18 protein-coding genes are annotated in these 16,603 nt (G+C 64.3%); 9 read left to right on the forward strand and 9 right to left on the reverse strand.

What is annotated here, in order from left to right; genetic code table 11:
* The 3 genes from ACLQI9_RS04200 to ACLQI9_RS04210 all read right to left on the reverse strand — a co-directional run.
* Positions 1–293 (reverse strand): DUF2510 domain-containing protein (locus tag ACLQI9_RS04200; protein WP_442391149.1); only part of this gene is annotated, 293 nt, incomplete at its 3' end.
* A 110-nt stretch (positions 294–403) separates the two neighbouring features.
* Positions 404–850, reverse strand: coding sequence for a nuclear transport factor 2 family protein (locus tag ACLQI9_RS04205; protein ID WP_442391151.1), 447 nt, complete (start codon positions 848–850; stop codon positions 404–406).
* A gap of 24 nt (positions 851–874) precedes the next feature.
* Positions 875–1,459 (reverse strand): carboxymuconolactone decarboxylase family protein, encoded by a 585-nt coding sequence (locus ACLQI9_RS04210; protein ID WP_442391153.1) that lies wholly within the window; start codon positions 1,457–1,459, stop codon positions 875–877.
* An 85-nt stretch (positions 1,460–1,544) separates the two neighbouring features.
* On the opposite strand from ACLQI9_RS04210, the gene ACLQI9_RS04215 reads away from it, so the two are divergent.
* From ACLQI9_RS04215 to ACLQI9_RS04225, 3 genes are all read left to right on the forward strand, one after another.
* Positions 1,545–2,999, forward strand: a complete 1,455-nt coding sequence (locus ACLQI9_RS04215) for a flavin-containing monooxygenase (protein WP_442391155.1) — start codon at positions 1,545–1,547, stop codon at positions 2,997–2,999.
* 71 nt (positions 3,000–3,070) lie between these two features.
* The gene (locus tag ACLQI9_RS04220; RefSeq protein WP_442382601.1) at positions 3,071–3,250 is read left to right on the forward strand and encodes a hypothetical protein; all 180 of its coding nucleotides are present in this window, start codon (positions 3,071–3,073) and stop codon (positions 3,248–3,250) included.
* Between the two features lie 269 nt (positions 3,251–3,519).
* On the forward strand, positions 3,520–5,043 hold the full coding sequence (locus ACLQI9_RS04225) for a wax ester/triacylglycerol synthase domain-containing protein (protein ID WP_442391157.1): 1,524 nt from the start codon (positions 3,520–3,522) through the stop codon (positions 5,041–5,043).
* Between the two features lie 12 nt (positions 5,044–5,055).
* Here ACLQI9_RS04225 and ACLQI9_RS04230 read toward each other — a convergent pair whose 3' ends face one another.
* Both ACLQI9_RS04230 and ACLQI9_RS04235 read right to left on the reverse strand, forming a co-directional pair.
* The gene (locus ACLQI9_RS04230; RefSeq protein ID WP_442382607.1) at positions 5,056–5,499 is read right to left on the reverse strand and encodes a DUF5994 family protein; all 444 of its coding nucleotides are present in this window, start codon (positions 5,497–5,499) and stop codon (positions 5,056–5,058) included.
* A gap of 237 nt (positions 5,500–5,736) precedes the next feature.
* Positions 5,737–5,940 carry a cold-shock protein gene (locus tag ACLQI9_RS04235; protein ID WP_325683377.1) on the reverse strand — a complete coding sequence of 68 codons (204 nt, stop codon included), beginning with the start codon at positions 5,938–5,940 and terminating at the stop codon, positions 5,737–5,739.
* Between the two features lie 338 nt (positions 5,941–6,278).
* On the opposite strand from ACLQI9_RS04235, the gene ACLQI9_RS04240 reads away from it, so the two are divergent.
* The 4 genes from ACLQI9_RS04240 to ACLQI9_RS04255 all read left to right on the forward strand — a co-directional run bounded on the left by ACLQI9_RS04240 (position 6,279) and on the right by ACLQI9_RS04255 (position 10,257).
* On the forward strand, positions 6,279–6,863 hold the full coding sequence (locus ACLQI9_RS04240) for a DUF5994 family protein (RefSeq protein ID WP_442382603.1): 585 nt from the start codon (positions 6,279–6,281) through the stop codon (positions 6,861–6,863).
* A gap of 992 nt (positions 6,864–7,855) precedes the next feature.
* Positions 7,856–8,659: a transglutaminase-like domain-containing protein gene (locus ACLQI9_RS04245; protein WP_442382608.1), complete on the forward strand. Its 804-nt coding sequence runs from the start codon at positions 7,856–7,858 to the stop codon at positions 8,657–8,659.
* A 117-nt stretch (positions 8,660–8,776) separates the two neighbouring features.
* The gene (locus ACLQI9_RS04250; protein ID WP_442382604.1) at positions 8,777–9,484 is read left to right on the forward strand and encodes a GAF and ANTAR domain-containing protein; all 708 of its coding nucleotides are present in this window, start codon (positions 8,777–8,779) and stop codon (positions 9,482–9,484) included.
* Between the two features lie 23 nt (positions 9,485–9,507).
* Positions 9,508–10,257 (forward strand): GAF and ANTAR domain-containing protein, encoded by a 750-nt coding sequence (locus ACLQI9_RS04255; protein WP_442382609.1) that lies wholly within the window; start codon positions 9,508–9,510, stop codon positions 10,255–10,257.
* On the opposite strand, the gene ACLQI9_RS04260 is transcribed toward ACLQI9_RS04255, so the two are convergent.
* The 4 genes from ACLQI9_RS04260 to ACLQI9_RS04275 form a co-directional block, all read right to left on the reverse strand.
* A complete protein-coding gene (locus ACLQI9_RS04260; RefSeq protein ID WP_442382605.1) occupies positions 10,248–11,057 on the reverse strand; it encodes a GAF and ANTAR domain-containing protein in 810 nt (269 codons plus the stop codon). The genes ACLQI9_RS04255 and ACLQI9_RS04260 overlap by 10 nt on opposite strands.
* Before the next feature lie 25 nt (positions 11,058–11,082).
* Positions 11,083–12,717, reverse strand: coding sequence for a fatty acyl-AMP ligase (locus tag ACLQI9_RS04265; RefSeq protein WP_442391159.1), 1,635 nt, complete (start codon positions 12,715–12,717; stop codon positions 11,083–11,085).
* Between the two features lie 368 nt (positions 12,718–13,085).
* Complete coding sequence (locus ACLQI9_RS04270) at positions 13,086–13,523, reverse strand: DUF5994 family protein (protein WP_442375977.1); 438 nt, start codon at positions 13,521–13,523, stop codon at positions 13,086–13,088.
* Between the two features lie 225 nt (positions 13,524–13,748).
* Positions 13,749–14,387, reverse strand: coding sequence for a helix-turn-helix domain-containing protein (locus tag ACLQI9_RS04275; RefSeq protein ID WP_442375976.1), 639 nt, complete (start codon positions 14,385–14,387; stop codon positions 13,749–13,751).
* A 45-nt stretch (positions 14,388–14,432) separates the two neighbouring features.
* Between ACLQI9_RS04275 and ACLQI9_RS04280 the strand changes: the two genes are divergently transcribed.
* Entirely contained in the window at positions 14,433–15,557 is a 1,125-nt protein-coding gene (locus tag ACLQI9_RS04280) for a sulfotransferase family protein (protein ID WP_442375975.1), read from the forward strand.
* The coding region (locus ACLQI9_RS04285; RefSeq protein ID WP_442391161.1) for a hypothetical protein at positions 15,547–16,603 on the forward strand (1,057 nt) is incomplete at its 3' end. The genes ACLQI9_RS04280 and ACLQI9_RS04285, both read left to right, overlap by 11 nt.

Genomic DNA, 16,603 nt, shown 5'->3' on the forward strand with positions numbered 1-16,603 from the left:
GGTTGCCCGGCCACGTGCACCTGACGATTGCCGACGATTGCGACGAGCAGCCAGATCGGTAGCCACATGCCGCATGTGAGCAGGGTGAGGACTAAATGCAGGCCATGATTAGGGCCGGTGGTGACGACCACAGGCGCGGGGGCGCCGACGTTGTTGTTGATGACGATCGTCGGCGGCGGTGGTGGTGGGGGTGCATGTAGCGTCCACTGTTGTCCGTCGAAATAACGCTGTCCTGGCCCGCCGGACGGGTCGGGGTACCAGCCAGGCTGCGGTGCGGGTGCGGGGTAGCTCATCAGGGCGTCCTGTGTGTGTGATGTAGCAAGGTGCGGCGAATCATAGGCCGATAATTACGCCGACACGGATGGTATCTCGAAACTGTGACGCGCCCCGCCGCCGTTTCGGATCAGCCGGACGATTGCCGAGCCATCGCCGAGTTGGGGGCTGCCCAATCGGTCGACACCTTGCGATGCTTGATCAGCCAGGTGTTGCCGTCGGGCACGAAAGTGTCGCGGTAGCGGCCGATGTGGTCGAGCCCGATATGGGTGACCACCGTGAAGTAGCACGTGACTTGCGCTTGGTCGGGAGTCAGTTCGGTGAACAGCACGTTGGCGACGTTGTGCCGGACGATCGGCTTGACCTCGGCGCTGACGGTGATGTTGCCCGTGACACCGCCGAGGAACACGACGATCTCGGAGCGGCCGCGCAGCGGCTCGAGGCCGCGTATCTCCAGTACACCGTCTGCGCAGAAGGTCTCGGCAAGTTCGTCGAGCCGGCCGGCGTCACCGGCCCAGTTGTATCGCGCGAGAGTGTCGCGGATGTGTTCGCGGGCGACCAGTTCCCACATCTCCACTGTCGTGAACCCTTGCGGCCGAACTTAACCCGATGCGACGACGCCGGCGGACAACCACGGCGTTACGCGGCCGTCGGTGTCGGACCGGAAGGCATCGGGGATGTCGTCGGTGACATCCCATGTCGCGGTGAGCCGTCCGATGCCAAGGGCGATGGCACAGTGCACACCAAGCTCGACGAGTTGGTCTTCGGTGAGGTGGCTGCGCAACTCGTCATAGACGGTGTCGTCAATCGCAAGGTGGTTGGTGGCGAACAGGTCGGCGAACTTCAGTGCAGCACGTTCGGCGTCGGACAGGTCAGCCGCGTCGGCCGGACGTTCCAAGGAACACACGGCGTCTTCGGTGAGCCCGTCGTCGATGGCGCTCTGGTAGCGAACGGACATGCAGCTTCGGCATTGGTTGTGGTACGCGATGCGCAACCGGACCAGCTCGAGCAGCCGGGGAGGAAGCGTTCCGGTCGACCGAAGGGCCGCGTTGAGTGCGCCGAGTCCTTCCGCGACCTCTCCCAGCCGGCCGACAATGGCCGCGACGCCGAGGTTGATCCGATCACCCTGTCCTAGGTCGACAACGGGTATCTCGGCGAATGCCGCCGATGGTGCGATGCGCGTCATGGTTGGCAACCGTACTCCGCCCGGAAATTGATAGCCTTCATTCGCGACGTACGCCCCGGGGTCCGCTGAGCACGGGGGATTGAGGATGACCACAGTGCCGAAGAAGCCGACGGTGGCGATCGTCGGCGCCGGCCTCGGTGGGATCGCGATGGGCATCCAACTCGCCCACGGCGGATACGACTTCACGATCTTCGATCGCGGCGACGACTTCGGCGGAACCTGGCGCAAGAACACCTACCCGGGGGCGGCCTGCGACGTGCCCTCGCACTTCTACTCCTACTCGTTCGCACTGAACCCGCGGTGGAGCAAGACGTTCGCCGATCAACCGGAGATCCTCGCGTACATCGAGAAGGTCGCCGCCCACTATGGATTGGCCGAGCATCTGGTTCCGCGCACGCGCGTCACGACGTTGCGGTGGTCGGATACCGATCTTCGGTGGACGCTCACCACCGAAGACGAACAGACCCGCGAATTCGACATCGTGGTCAGCGCCGTGGGAATGCTGGACGTGCCGAAGATTCCTGAGATCCCCGGCGCCAACCGATTCCGCGGCCGCACCTTTCACTCGTCACACTGGGATCACTCCAAATCGACTGCGGGCGAGCGTGTTGCATCAATCGGCACCGGGGCAAGCGCGATCCAATACGTGCCGACAATCGCCGCAGACACCGCGCATCTAACGGTATTTCAGCGGACGCCGATCTGGGTCTCGCCCCGGTACGACGAGCCGTTCACCCGGGAGCAGCAAGGACTCTTCGAATGCGACCCCGCCGAAGCGCTGAAGGTGCGCGATGCGGCGTACCAAGACTACGAGTCGGCAAATTTCGCCGTTGATTCCACGATGACCAAAGATCTGACCGACATGGCGCACAGCTATCTGCTTCGGAAAGTGAAGGATCCGGAGCTGCGCGCCAAGCTGACCCCGACCTATCCCGTCGGCTGCAAGCGACCACTGCAATCGCGCACCTGGTTCCCGACGTTCGCCCTGCCCAACGTGACGCTGGAGACCTCGCCCATTGTCGAGTTCACCGAGCGGGGTCTGCGCACGGCTGACGGCAGAGAGCACGAGGTGGACACCGTCATCTACGGAACGGGCTTTCGCGCAGTGGATTTCCTCGGCAGCCTTGATGTGTACGGCCGCGGCGAGCGCCGGCTCCATGACGATTGGATCGACGGCGCCGAGGCCTACCTGGGCACCATGGTGCCGGGCTATCCGAACCTGTTCACGCTTTATGGCCCCAACACGAACGGCGTTACCTCGATCATCTTCATCCTGGAAGCGCAATCCGAGTTCGTCCGTCGCGTCCTGGACGATATGGGCGGCCGACGGCTCCGGTCGGTCGATATCAAACAACATGTCCACGACGCGTACAACGCCGAAATCCAAGCGGCACTGGCCGGAACCGTATGGGTTGCCAACTGCAACAACTACTTCCGCCACCCCAACGGCAAGGTCGTCACGCAGTTCCCCTACAACGGTCAGACGTTCGTCGAGCGGTTATCGCGAGTCGAACTCGACGAGTTCACGCAAACCATCTAGTCCCGAATCCGAGATCGGCGTATCGTCTGCCCATCGCGAGTTTTGTTGCACTCGCGATCGGACTTTCGCTGGTGCCGGTCCTGACGATCACCGCGTTGCTGTTGATGCGACGCAAACGCCGGCCAACTACCGCCGCCGACCGCTATCAGCGCGATATGCAAAAGATCCAGTTGGAGACCCACCTGCGCTCTAAGCCCGGGCATACCCGTCAAGCGGGTAACCCCGACGGGAGTCAGTGGACGGTCTTCTAGCGAGACAAACCGCCTAACGCGGCGATCGCAACGTCGTCTTCGCGGGGTCCCTGCGTTCTCGACCAGACGAGAGTAGGGTCGAAAGCGTCGGCGGTGTTTCGTGTGCGACCGTTCTGGGTCGTGTCGTCGCCGATTCGGATGATTTGGCTGGTCCGTGGTCAAGGCGGGAGCGTCGCGATGACGTTAGAACACGCCTTCAATAGCGGCGGACCCGCACCGCCATATCGGGTCGACGCGTGAGAGGTTCTGGTTCAACAGGTTTGGATCGCTTGTCCGAAAGCATGCTGACGGGTATCCGATTGTCGGCGGCGGGCGCGATGCAGCTTCTCATGCAGGAGTCGACGATGCCGGCGCATACGGTGTCGTTGATCATTATCGAGCCATCCGATCAATTCAGCCACCAGCGTCTAGACCAGCTGGTGGGGTCGTCGCTACCGCAACTGGCTCGCTTCCGCAGCAGGCTGGTGGGCAGGCCCCTAGGGGTGGGCCGACCGTTGTGGGCCGAGATCGACGACTACGACCCGGCGTCTCAAATCCACCGGGCGACCGTTAGGGCTCCGGGCGGCCGGCGCGAATTAGCCGACCTGATCGCGCAACTGAGCGCCGGATCGCGTGATCACCGCAAAGCCCTGTGGGAAGCCTGGAGCATCGACGGTCTGTCGGATGGCCGGTGGGCGCTGGCGGTGCGGATATCGCCTGCACTGAGCGACGGCGGTGACGGCGCAGCGGCCGTGTGGTCGCGGCTATTGTGCTCCGATGCGCACGACGACCAGGCCGATGATCAGCGGACGCAGCCGAGCCTGGACATGCCTGCTGTGGGCGAACTCGTTACCGATGTAATGACCGAGCTTCTCGAGCATCAGATCAGGATTCTTTGGCTCATTGCCGAGACCGTGACTGGTGTGCTGGGCGCCGTCCGCGGTCAGTTGCGCGTTACCAGCGAACCTGATCCGATGCCGCCACCGGTGTCGTCGATGAGCGGACCGCTTCCGCGCAACGCGTTCAACGCGCCGTTGACTAAGCGCCGGGCTGTGGCTTTCGTCTCGATCCCGCTAGCCGACCTGGAGATGATCAGCAAGGCGTTCGGCGGCAACATCACCAATGTTTTCCTGGCCGCTTGCACACTGTCGCTGCGCGCCTGGCTACAACGCCACGGCACCGTGCCCGACGATCCGCTGGTGATGCAGATGCCGTTCGCTCTGTCCGGCGCCTCGGCCGCCACTCTTGGCAATTCGCCGATCGATGGGCAAATTCGCATCCCGGTGCAGCTCGACGACCCCATCGAGGTGCTTACCAACCTACATACCGCCACCGAGAGGATGAACACCGCACATCGGCGCGATACCGAAAAGGCGCATGCAACAGTCGATTTGGCGCGCATGGCGTCGCTGATCCCGTCGGCCGTCGTCCACGCAGGTACGCGGATCTACAGCCGATTGGGTCTGCGGCAACGACTGGCGCCGATCTGTCACGGCAGTGTCTCCTACGTTTCCGGACAGCCGGTGCCCGCGTACTGTGCCGGGTCCAAGGTCGTCGCTATGCACACCGTGGCGCCGCTACGAGAAGGCTGTGGGTTGAACATCACGCTGACCACCCGTGGCGAGACGTTGGATCTGAGTGTGTGCGTGTGTCCCGACAATGTGCCCGCGGTCGACGACATCGCGATTGGGATCGCCGATTCGCTCGACATCCTGATGGCGGCCGCGCGGAAATCCCCTCGCGGACAAGGCCGATCGGTTGTCACAGAGATGGCGTCACACGCCACCCAGCCTCGCCACGGTCGCGGCTATTAACCGTCTCAGGCGCTAGTCATGCAGTAGGCCGTCGGTCGTCGAAGCGTTGTCCGGCGCCGCCGAAGCCATCAGGATGTCGTGTGCGTGGCCTGGGTCGGTGCGAGCAGGCACTACCAGCAATACGATCTTGTTGCGATTGAGTCCGATTACTTCGATGGTGTTGACCGGCTGCCTGTAGTACCCGCCGAGTCGTACCTTTCTGCCGCCCGTCGCCAGTTTGGACGGGGCCTTCGCCCATTCGCCGAGGTTGTACAGCACGCGATCAATCGGGCCGAGTCGTACCGACAGAACCGCCAGCAGATCTGGCAGCTCAATCGAAAGGTCTTCACTGTGCGGCCACCATGCCCCATCGACATATCCGCCAGTGGGAGCCTTGGGCTTCAAGCGCAGTCGCGGTGTCTTCTCGGGTGGTGTGTGCTTCGAACCGGTCGTGCTTCGGCCTTGTTGTAGCGTCATGCGACGCCCCTGTCTTGGCCGCCAATCGGCCAAATCATTCGAATCGGCGACGACACAATCTGAAACGGTCGCGTGCGACATACCGCCGATACCTCGACACTACTCGCACTCGGCAGGTGGGGCGCAATCGCCGAGCCGTCGCGCTCAGGCCCCGCGTAAGCCTCTCGGGTTCATGCGTCCTAAAGCAGAGGGGGCTGGCAGGACACTGCCCGCCAGCCCACCTGTGACAAGAGGTCGCTAAACCGGTGTAACTCCCACTGCCTGAGGGCCTTTGGCCCCTTGGCCGACTTCGAATTGAACCCGTTGGTTCTCCTCAAGCGATTTGAAACCGCTCCCTTGGATCTCTGAGTAGTGAACGAACACATCCGCTGCGCCGTCATCAGGAGCGATAAAACCGAAGCCCTTGTCGCTGTTAAACCATTTCACAGTTCCCTGTGTCATACTTTCCAACTTCTCTCATTCAGAACAGATGTACGAAAAACATCCTGATTAAAGGTAGCACGAGCAATCAGGCATAACCTCTTCGCGCTCACCCTGCCGCCGCTGAACCGGCCTGGTCATCGGATGTTGGGAACCACGCGCCCTCAACGCGCTGTGCAAACCAATGCGTGCAACGGGCGGGGTGTAACGTCGATGTTGAACGTTTGGTAGCCACGGTGATACCAGGGCGTGCAGTCGGCCGGACATAACCAATTGCGATCAGATTCGTTCGTCGATCCCGCACTCCTGTGCCGGGAGAACCTCGAAGTGAAGGAATCGTCCATGGAGCGCCGGGACTCATGCACTCATCGCCCAGCAGCGACACCGATTTCGTTGACTACCGCCTGCTCAACACCATGAACCGCGCGGCGTGTGGTCGGCGCCTGGCCAGCCCGGTCCGGCTTACCTTGGCCGTCGAACTTGGCGAGGGCCTCGATGGGGCGTGGTGGCCGCACACGGCCTCGGTAGCCCGCGAGCTTCCGGAGCTGATTGGCGCCCTGTCCGGCCGGTTGGGTGAGATCTTCGATATCAGCATCAACTGGTCATCGTTGGAGGGTTGTCCAGATCTCGATACGTTGAAGCGCGCGAGCATGGCGAACCCCATCCGGGTCACCTGCCACCACCGCCTGATGATGATCACTGGCAGTCAGTGTTCGGCGAATCTCCTCGTGGTCCCGTGCCGGACCTCCAGCGCTGTGGCCGTAATGGTGTTGCGGCGAGCCGCCACGCTTGACATCGTGCACGCAGAACGGGACAGCGAAGCATTCCGGATTGCCGACGACGTTGTGCGCGCCGCGCGTGCTGAGAGCAAACTGTGCGCGCAACGCCTCCGGCGAACTCGACTCGCGCACGTCGATATCGCAGATTCAGCCGCGACAGTTTGAGACTCGGCGAACGACAACACTCCGATGGGTCAATGTTGTTGCCAGGCACGATATTAACCTGCGCGAACCACGTTGTGCGCCAACGATGTTGACATCGCCATTGCCGGCGCGTTTACTAGAAGGGGTAGCCTAGAAAATTGCCGTCAGCTGTGGCCGTGTGGATTCGCCTTGGGAATCGGTGCGCGTGAATCCCCGGATTCGGGGTCAGGCCACCACACGACGGCGACGTGGGTCGGGACACCCGGATGCATGGGTGCCCGCCACTCAACTGAAGGGCCACGATGAGGAAGTCTGATAAGCAGCAACGAAATATTGTTCACGAGAATGTAATCCGTATAGGTGCGGGTTTCGCGGCGAAGGAGCACCCACATGTGGTGGAAACGTTGTCGACGCTTGGGCCGCATCTAGGTAGGTGGGGTTCGCGCGGTGTGAACGTGGACGTCTCTCTCCAGGACCGCGGCGGCAAGGAGCAGCGCGTTACATTGCGTACGAGCCTACCCGGCCTGACGCCGCTCGTAGCGGTCGCCGAGAACCCGGACATCACCCACGCGCTGAGTGATGCGAAGCGTGAGCTGATTCGGCAGCTCGACCACCAGAAGTCGGAGCGCGAACCCATGAGCAACCGCCGGTCCAGCGCGACGATCCGGCACCCGGGCACCTCTACGCGGATTGCACAAACCCAATCAACAGCTCGCCTCCGTGGGCAGACAGAGAGATAGGTATGACGAACATCACCGGCGCGCGTGTGATCGGCAACTATGCCGTCACGGGCGGGCCCGTCCCAGCGGCTGCCCGCATCCCATTGACGGTCAGAGACATAATCGGCGCGGGTGTACGCAGGAGGGTCAGACACAGGGAAATGGTTGCGGCACAGTCGACGTGGGATTCTGAGGGCGGGGCAACGGGAGAAAATGAGTCGCTGGCCAACGGGGTAGAGTGCCGCGCGCCTCGGGGCCTTGGTGGCTGATGCACGTCCGGTCGGCATCGGTGCCATGAAGCGCGAGGTGGGCGCAGAGCTCGAAGTCGAGATTACCGAGCCGACGACGTTGGAATTCCAGATTGCCGTCGCACCGCACCCGAATACCGAAGTCTCAGAGCGGTTGTCGTTCGTGTTGGACGGCAATCCCGTTGAACCCAAAGAGATCAGCGGTATGCACGGCAACCGCATCCACAAGTTGGAGGTCCCGGCGGGCTACTTGACCGTCGACTATGCCGCGACGGTCGTCGGCCGGACCGATCCGGCGCCGGTGACCGAAGCCGACCTGTCGATGTATCTGCGCCCCAGCCGGTACGCCGAGGCTGACAAGTTTTACGGTTTTGCCGCAACTGAATTCGGCAGCTACGTCGATTCGACGACTCTGCTGCAGAGAGTCTCCCTCTGGGTGGGTACCCGGCTGAACTACGTGCCGGGTTCGAGCGACCCCATCGACGGGGCGGTGGAGACCTTGCTGGCCGGTGCCGGAGTATGCCGTGACTTCGTGCATCTGGTGGTAGCGCTGCTGCGTGCGGTCAAGGTACCCGCCCGAGCGGTTTCGGTATATGCGCCGGGTCTGTATCCGATGGACTTCCATGCAGTCGCCGAGGCATTCGTCGACGGGCAATGGCAGGTAGTCGACGGGACCTTGCTGGCGCCACGGCAGGCGCTGGTGCGCATTGCCACCGGGCGCGACGCCGCCGACATCGCCTTCCTGGACAACCATGGGGGTGCGATCATCCTGAACAAGTTGGCGGTGACGGCGATCGTAGACGGCGATCTTCCCATAGACTCGATCGACCAAACGGTGTCGATCGGCTGACGGGCCCATTGCGGCCAGACTCACAAATCGGCTCCAACTAGTGGATGGTGGAGGTATGACCTCGCCACCTCGACATTCGGGCAATGCCATCGATGCCCTACGCCCGCCCGGCTAAATGTGGCAATCCACGAAAAGCTCCGCGCGGCCGTCGACGGCCGGCGAGGCCTAGCCGCCGCTGACTCGCTTTGCGAGGCCTGCGTGATGTTGTTCGGCATGGACGCGGCGGCCATTTCACTGGTCTTTGCCGGGGCCGCCAGCGGAACATTAGGCTCCAGCGGCGCGGCCGCGCGTGTGTATGACGACCTCCAGTTCACCCTCGGCGAGGGCCCGTGCTTGGACTCCGTTGCGTCGCGCGCCCCCGTCCTCGTCGCCGATCTCGCCAACGTGAACGACGTTCGGTGGCCTGCGTACGGCCCCGCCATGCTCGACCATAAGATCCGGGGCATATTCGCGATTCCGGTCGTGCTGGCCGGCGAATTCGTTGGCGCCCTAGACCTTTTCCGCGCGAAACCCGGCGAGCTGCACGTTGAGCACTTGGCCGGCGCTGTCGTCGCCGCCGAGCTGGCCGGCATGCCCCTGCTTGACCTCATGCACTCCGACCTGCAGGCCGCCGCCGACGACCCGGACAGCGGCGCCTGGGCCGAATTCAACGCACTGAGCCGCACGGAAGTGAGCCAGGCCACCGGCATGCTCGTCGCGCAACTACGGGTCGAACCCGCCGAGGCGCTGGTGCGCCTGCGCGCCCACTCCTATGCAACCAACCGCAGCGCCACCGACGTCGCCCGCGACATTCTCGACCGGCGATTGTATCTGGAGGCCGACTAATGCAGCCCGACAAGGAGGGCAACGTGACCGATACCCCTCGTGAAACTCGTGTACTGGACGCGGTCGTATCGCTCGTCGACAAACTGCTCGACGACTTCGACGTCGTCGACCTGCTCACCGAGCTCACCGAGCGCTGCGCCGACCTGTTGGATATCGCGGCGGCGGGATTTCTGCTCGCCGACCCGCTGGGGCAACTGCGCTTGCTAGCCGCGACCTCCACGCAAACCCGCGAACTGGAACTCTTCCAATTGCAAGCCGACGAGGGGCCCTGCGTGGAGTGCTATGCCACCGGCCACCCGGTCTCGGTGGCAGATCTGCGCGCCGCGACCTCCCGGTGGCCACAGTTCGTTCCGGCCGCGCTGGAGGGAGGAGTCGCGTCCGTGCACGCGGTGCCCATGCGCGCCGCCGGCATTGTTTTGGGCTCCCTAGGCCTGTTCGGTAGCCGGCCCGGCGAACTCACTGAGTCCGATCTGCTGGTTGGGCAGACACTGGCGCATATCGCGTGCGTGGCTATTCTGCAGGAACACCCGCCGACGCCCTCGACGGTGATGCCACAGCTGCGCTCTGCGCTGACCCACCGCATCGTCGTCGAGCAGGCCAAGGGCTTCCTCCGCGAGCGCTTCGATGTTTCCGTTGACGAGGCGTTTTCGCTGCTACGCAGGTACGCGCGTACCCACGGCGAGCACCTGACCGACGTTGCACGGCAGTTGATGAGGGAACCGAGTTCCCGTCCGGCGCTGCTGGAAAGGATGACCGAACTGGCTCACGGCTGAGTCCGCCGGGCCTGGGCGCGCCGCACGGCCTCGGCCACTAGTCGCTCCGCGATCACATAGAGCTTGGTGTTTTCGGTTTGACTCATCCGGACGAGTTGGGCGAAGGCCCACTCCGGGCTGGCACCAGACCGACTCCGGATGATGCCGATCGCCTGATCGATCAACGCTCGGCTTTCCAATGCCTGCTGCAGGTGTTCGGCGCGCTCGCGAGCTCCGGCCAGCAGTTGCGCGTTGTAGATCGACACCGCCGCGGGCCCGGCGAATTGCGAACCCAACTGCACGGCGTGCTCGCCAAAAGCGTCGTGGCTCGTCGCATAGCAGTTGATCGCGCCGATCACGTGTTCGCCGACCATCAGCGGCAGCGACAGCGCGGAATGCACGCCCATCCTCGCCACCCGGCCACCGAAGCGCGGCCAACGGCTGTCGCTCCCCAGCGATCCACTGACGGTAGCCCGCCGCGACTCCATACACGTGATGCACGGCCCCTCATGCAACTTGTCGTACTGGATAGCGTCGATCTCGTGGACGAATTCCGCTGTGGCGGCAGCCTTCTGGAGTGTTGGTCTGCCTTGATCCGCGTCGATCAACCCAACTCCGGCACCGTCAACCCCGGGAATGGCATGGGCGGCGAACTCGGCAACCTCGCCCAACAGCTCGAACACGCCGCGGGCGCCGGCCACCATCCCGGCCAGTCCGCGCAGCCCGGCACGCAAATCGACTTCGTCCGCCTCCCGTTGGGCGGTGGACAATTCCGGCTGCTCTGGCGGTTCGCGACCAGGCTGCGCGTCGTAGTCGGTCATGGTCAGGAACAAATGTACCGCCGATCTAGGTGACCAGCGCCAACGCGTGGGCGCGCCGCAGTTTTCCCGACGGCGTCTTCGGGATCATTCCCGGCTCGAGCACGACCACATTGCGGGGCCGGACGTCGACCTCAGCGACGACCTCATGGGCAACCTGACGCTCGACTCGGCGCACCTCGGCCGCGTCCTCCCAGACATTGGATTCCACGGCGACCGCGAAAGTTTCGCGCCGGTGCCCGGCGTGCAGGCGCACCGCCACGGCGCAGCCGGGCCGGACCCCCTGCACGCGGGAGGCGGCACGTTCGATGTCCGTCGGATAGATATTGCGCCCGGCCATGATGATCACGTCTTTCACCCGGCCGCACACCACCACGTTGCCGGTTTCGGTGAAATAACCCAAATCGCCGGTGTCGTACCAACCCTCCTGATCCTGTGCGGCGATGAAACCGGCATTCGTGGTGTATCCCAGCGTGACAGGTTCGCCGCGCACCTCGATGACGCCGACACCGCGGGTCGGCAGCACGTCGCCGTCCTGGTCGACTATCCGGGCCTCCAGCCCCTTCAGCGGACGACCGACCGAGGCCAGTCGCCGGGTTTTACCCCTGGATGCCGGGATGGCTCGGTGCAACATCGCGAGCAGATCGGCGTCGACCTCGTCGACCATCAAGCCGCGGCCGCACTCGGTAAACGACACCGCCACCGTTGTCTCGGCCATGCCGTAGGCGGGCACGATCGCCTCCGGGCGCAACCCGAAGGGCGCGCCGGCCGCGCACAGGTCCTCGACATCGGCCGGCTCGACTTGCTCGGCGCCCGAGAGCGCCCACCGCAGCGTGGACAGGTCGAACTGGCCGGGCCGCGCCTGCCTGCGCAGGCGTTTGGCGAACATCGTGTAGGCGAAGTTCGGCGCCGCTGTCATGGTGCCCCGGTACTTGTCGATGAGCTTCGCCCACAGCAGGGTGTCGCGGAGGAAGTCCATCGGCGTGACCTTGACCAACTCGACGCCGAAATACATTGGAACGGTTAAGTAGCCGGTCATGCCCATGTCGTGGAAGCACGGCAGCCAGCTCACGATCACGTCGGATTCCCGATCGACGTTTGCGCCGACGAACATCGCTTCGGCATTCGACACCACGTTGCGATGACTGATCTGGACGGCCTTGGGGGATCCAGTCGAGCCGGATGTCAATTGCAGTAGCGCCACATCGGCGTCGTCGGTCTCGACCGGGTCGATCGAGCGGCTGTCGAGTAACTTCTCGATCGTCAGTACCGGTATTCCCAGTTGGGACAGCAGCGGTGCGGCCGCCATGAACGGGTCGGAAACCACCACCGCCGTAGCGTCGATCATCTTGATGACGGCCGTGGTCTCCTCGGCCCAGCGTTGCAGGTCGGTGCGCGGCGTGGGCTGGTGCAGCATCGTAAGGCTGCCGCCGCGCATCCAGATACCTTGCGCGGTCGGGGCGATCTCGACAGGCTCCCCGGCCAGCACTGCGACCGCGTCGCCGCGGCCCACGCCGGCGGCGGCCAGACCGCCCGCAACCCGGCGGGCCCGCTCGTGCACCTGACGCCAGGTATGCCGGACCGGGGCGTTCGGCTCCCCGGTGATCATGCCCTTGAGACTGCTGTGGGCGTTGTCATACATGGTCTCGGTGAATCGGCTCACCACAATCCCCCTGGCTCCGGCGCGACGGCTCGGCGTGTGTTGGTCGGATCGGTGTTGTGTCGGAATCGACGGAGCCGCTGAGGCACGACCGCGGAAGAGCGTGACCCTCTCTTGTGCACCCCAAATGGTGTCAGACGCACCGACTGTACAGACTCGACCACCGCCGAGCCGTACGGCGCGCCGATCACAGCTGAACTTGCACCCAAGGGGGACCTCCGGCGCCCGAAAGCACAACCCGAACTGTCGGCTTACGTCGGAGGTAGAGCCCTTTCGGCGGGGAAAATCGGATCGCCGCCGTGACGTTTCCGGGAGGCTGGAGTGTCAACCGTGAATGAAGCTACCTCTCCGACTGCCGGCTCTGCGGCAATTCACGCGCTGCGTTGTCGTTCGGCGGCCCGCAGGATCGAACCAGCGGTCAAAAATGCGGGTTTGTCCCGGTCGGCGGCGTCGATGTGCAGATTGGCGGCGCAGCGCAGCACCATCAAAGCGAGCCCGCTGTGGGTCGCGTACGGGATGATCAGCAGGTTGGCACAAGCATCCGCGCCGTTGACGGTCATCACGTGCTGGGGCTTGGCTTCCCATCCTGGCCAGTTGAAGTCGGGCGGTCGTTGCAGCGGCGGCCAGTTGACGTTGATGGAGGTGATGTCGCCGAGCAGGGGGGTCAGGGTCGCAACGAGGTTGGGCAATTCGGCGGTGATGCGATCTACCCGTGGCCACCACGCGCCGTCGATATCACGGCCGAGCTCGCGAGCCACTGATAACCGTACGGGAGTGGCCCGGCGTAGACCGCCGATTGGATACGTCATCGGAAGTGGCGGAGCCGGAGCCGCGGGGCCATGGCTAGGGCGGTACATGCCACAGGGGGATCTTTCATTCGGCATCGACCCCCGCGGGTGCGGGGCGTCGGAGGAATCGCATTGCCGGTGGGTGTTATCCGCGCCGATAGCGGTGGTCGGCCGCTCACAACGAAACTGCTCACCGCTCAGGTTACGCCACCAGCGGTTTCTCGGCCCCGGCCAGCCCAGCCTGAGTCAGGCGCTGAGAATTGGCGGTTCGTTGTCGTCAACCGCCGCAATGACTTTCGCGATCAGCCATTGCACGGCGCTGACCGCCTCACCGTTGTCGAGGTTCCACGCACCGATCAGCCGCTCATAGGTGGGTGGGCTCCACAGCACGTCAAGCAGTCCGGCCAGCGCTCTGCGCTGCGCATCCGGCAGCTCTGGTGCGCGGGCGGTCACCGCGCGGTTCAAGGCGTCGTGCCGTCGGGCGTCGGCGCCGGCGAAAGCCGGGCCGCGTGGCGCGCCGACGGTGTCCTTGATCGCGAACCGTCGCAACGATGCGAAGACCCGAGCCGTCACGTCGGCAAGATTGTCCAGCTCGACATCTTCGTAGCTGATGCCTGCCTCGTCCTCCAGCCGGGCCATGATCGCGTCGTGCAGGTGCCGTTCGGACGGGAAGTTGCGGTAGACGGTGCGCTCGCTGACGCCGGCGCGTTCGGCGACGGCCTTGAAGGTTAGCTCGTCCCAATCCCAGGTGGTGAAGCCGCGAACCAGTCGAGCGCCCGCGTCGATGATGCGCTCGCGGGTGGCGGCGGCCCGTTGGCGGCGCGCCGGGCTGTGGTACCGCCGCCGCGGTGACGGGTCCTCCAGCGACGTTGACAACTCGCTCATAATGGTATCAGTGTACTGTCACGGAATCTCCTGAAGGGGCTTACTGTGGCCGAATTCGACGATGTCGTCGGCCGCGCTGTCGCGCAGACCGGCCTGGAGGATTTCGGTGACGACTCCTTCCGGGAAGGGCTCGAGGCGCTGCTCACCTCGCTCCGCGACGAGGCCCGGCTCAACGCCCGGGGCGAGGCCTACATCTATCCCCGCATTGTCACCGCGCTGTCGCAGCGATTGCAGGTCGAGGACTGGTATCGCCGCCACCCGGAAATCGACGACGTCGAAATCCTGCCGCCGTTGATCGGGCTGGGGCTGCCCCGCACCGGCTCGACCGCGTTGTCGCTGCTGTTGTCGCAGGATCCGGGCATCCGCTACCTGCGGCGGTGGGAGGCGTCGCAGCCGTGTCCGCCACCGTCGACGGTGCAGGGACCTGATCCGCGGATCCCGGCAGGCGAGGGCAACGTCGTCGGCTCCAGGGCGCACGTGCCGACCGGCACCCATGCTCCGATGGAATGTCTGGAGCTGATGGTCCTGGACTTCAAATCCCATATCTTCCAAGCATTTGCGCAGATCCCGTCGTACTCGGCGTGGCTGGTGGAAAAGGCCGACCTGACGTCGACGTACGCCTACCAACGGCGGGTGATGAAGCTGCTGTGTTGGGGGGAACCGACCCGGCCGTGGCGACTCAAGTCGCCGTCGCATGTGCTGACTCTCGACGATCTCAACCGCATCTTCCCGGACGCCCGTTTCGTCATGACCCACCGCGACCCGACCGACGTGATTTTGTCGGTGGCAGATCTCTACGCCGACATCATCGGCGGCTTCACCGACCACATCGACCGTGAATACATCGGTCAACTCAACGTCGAGCACTGGTCGCTGGGCATGCAGCGAGCGTTGCGGTTTCGCGACGGCGGAGCCGATCATCGCTTCTACGACATCGACTTTCGTGCGATACAGGCCGACCCGATCAACGAGGTCCGCGGACTCTACGCGTGGCTGGGGGAGCCGGTCACCGACGAATTCGAATCGCGGATGCGCGGCTGGTGGGCCGAGGCGGCGGCGGAACGGGAGCCGAGCAGCCATGCCGATCCGGTGGCATTCGGCCTTGACCTCGACAAGGTACGGCCGTTGTTCGCCGACTATGTGAAATCGAGGACTGTGCATGGCAATTGACCTGACCGGCGGTATCGACCCGGCGCGTGAGCAGGTGTTCGCGCGCCGGCCTGACGACCCGGAGATGCGGGACTCGGTGAGTTTCTGGGTCATCGACGACCGCGGAGAAGTGGGCTTGCCCCGCATCGGGATTGAGGCCGTCGCCGCGAACTGGGATGCGCACGACGTCCAAGTCAATGTGGCCTTTCCGGACGGGCGGGTCTTCCGGCTACGCGAAAACGGGAAGAGCTGGCCCGCCGAAGGGCCCGACGGCCGTCCCACCGTGCTCGGCGCCGGCGGGCTGGGATTCCGCTGCATCGAGCCGTTCGACACCTGGACCATGACGTACGACGGTAAAGCGGTGCAGACCTCGTCGACGGATCTGATCGACGGCAAGAAGGACGGGCCGCTGGTCGACGTCAGCTTTCACGTCGAGGCCGCGATGGCCGTTCCGCCGTGGGTGCAGGGCGCGCTGTCCGCCGAGGCGGGGTCGCGGCTGAAGACCTCGATCGAGGGCAACCTGATGGGTGGCCCGCGCTACGAGCAGCTGTTCCACGCCACGGGAGCGGTAAAGGTCGGCGACGACGAGCGTGGCTTCGTCGGCAGCGGACTGCGGATTCGCCGCCAGGGAGTCCGCAAGCTCGCCGGATTCTGGGGTCACAGTTGGCAATCGGCGCTCTTTCCCAGTGGACGCGCCTTCGGCTACATCGCCTATCCGCCGCGCCCAGACGGCGGGCCAACCTTCAACGAGGGCTACGTATTTAACGGCGAGGGCGGCCTCATTCCGGCCCGCGTCGTCGAGGCGCCGTGGCTCACCCGGCTGCAAACGGTCGGCGAGGACGTCTCGCTGGTGCTGGAAACACCAAGCGGGACAGTGCATATCGCCGGTGAGACGATTTTGTCCACCCACGACATTTATCACGACGACAAGATGTTCTCCAGCCAGGCGCTCAAGCAGGAGATGCCGAGCTTTCCCGCGCTGCAGCAGGCCGGCGTGCGCTATCGGTGGGACGGCGAAACCACCTTCGGCATGCTGGAGCGCTCCAACCCGTTGGACAAAATCACCC

It is taken from the genome of Mycobacterium sp. (genome assembly GCF_052143115.1).
Lineage (GTDB): Bacteria > Actinomycetota > Actinomycetes > Mycobacteriales > Mycobacteriaceae > Mycobacterium.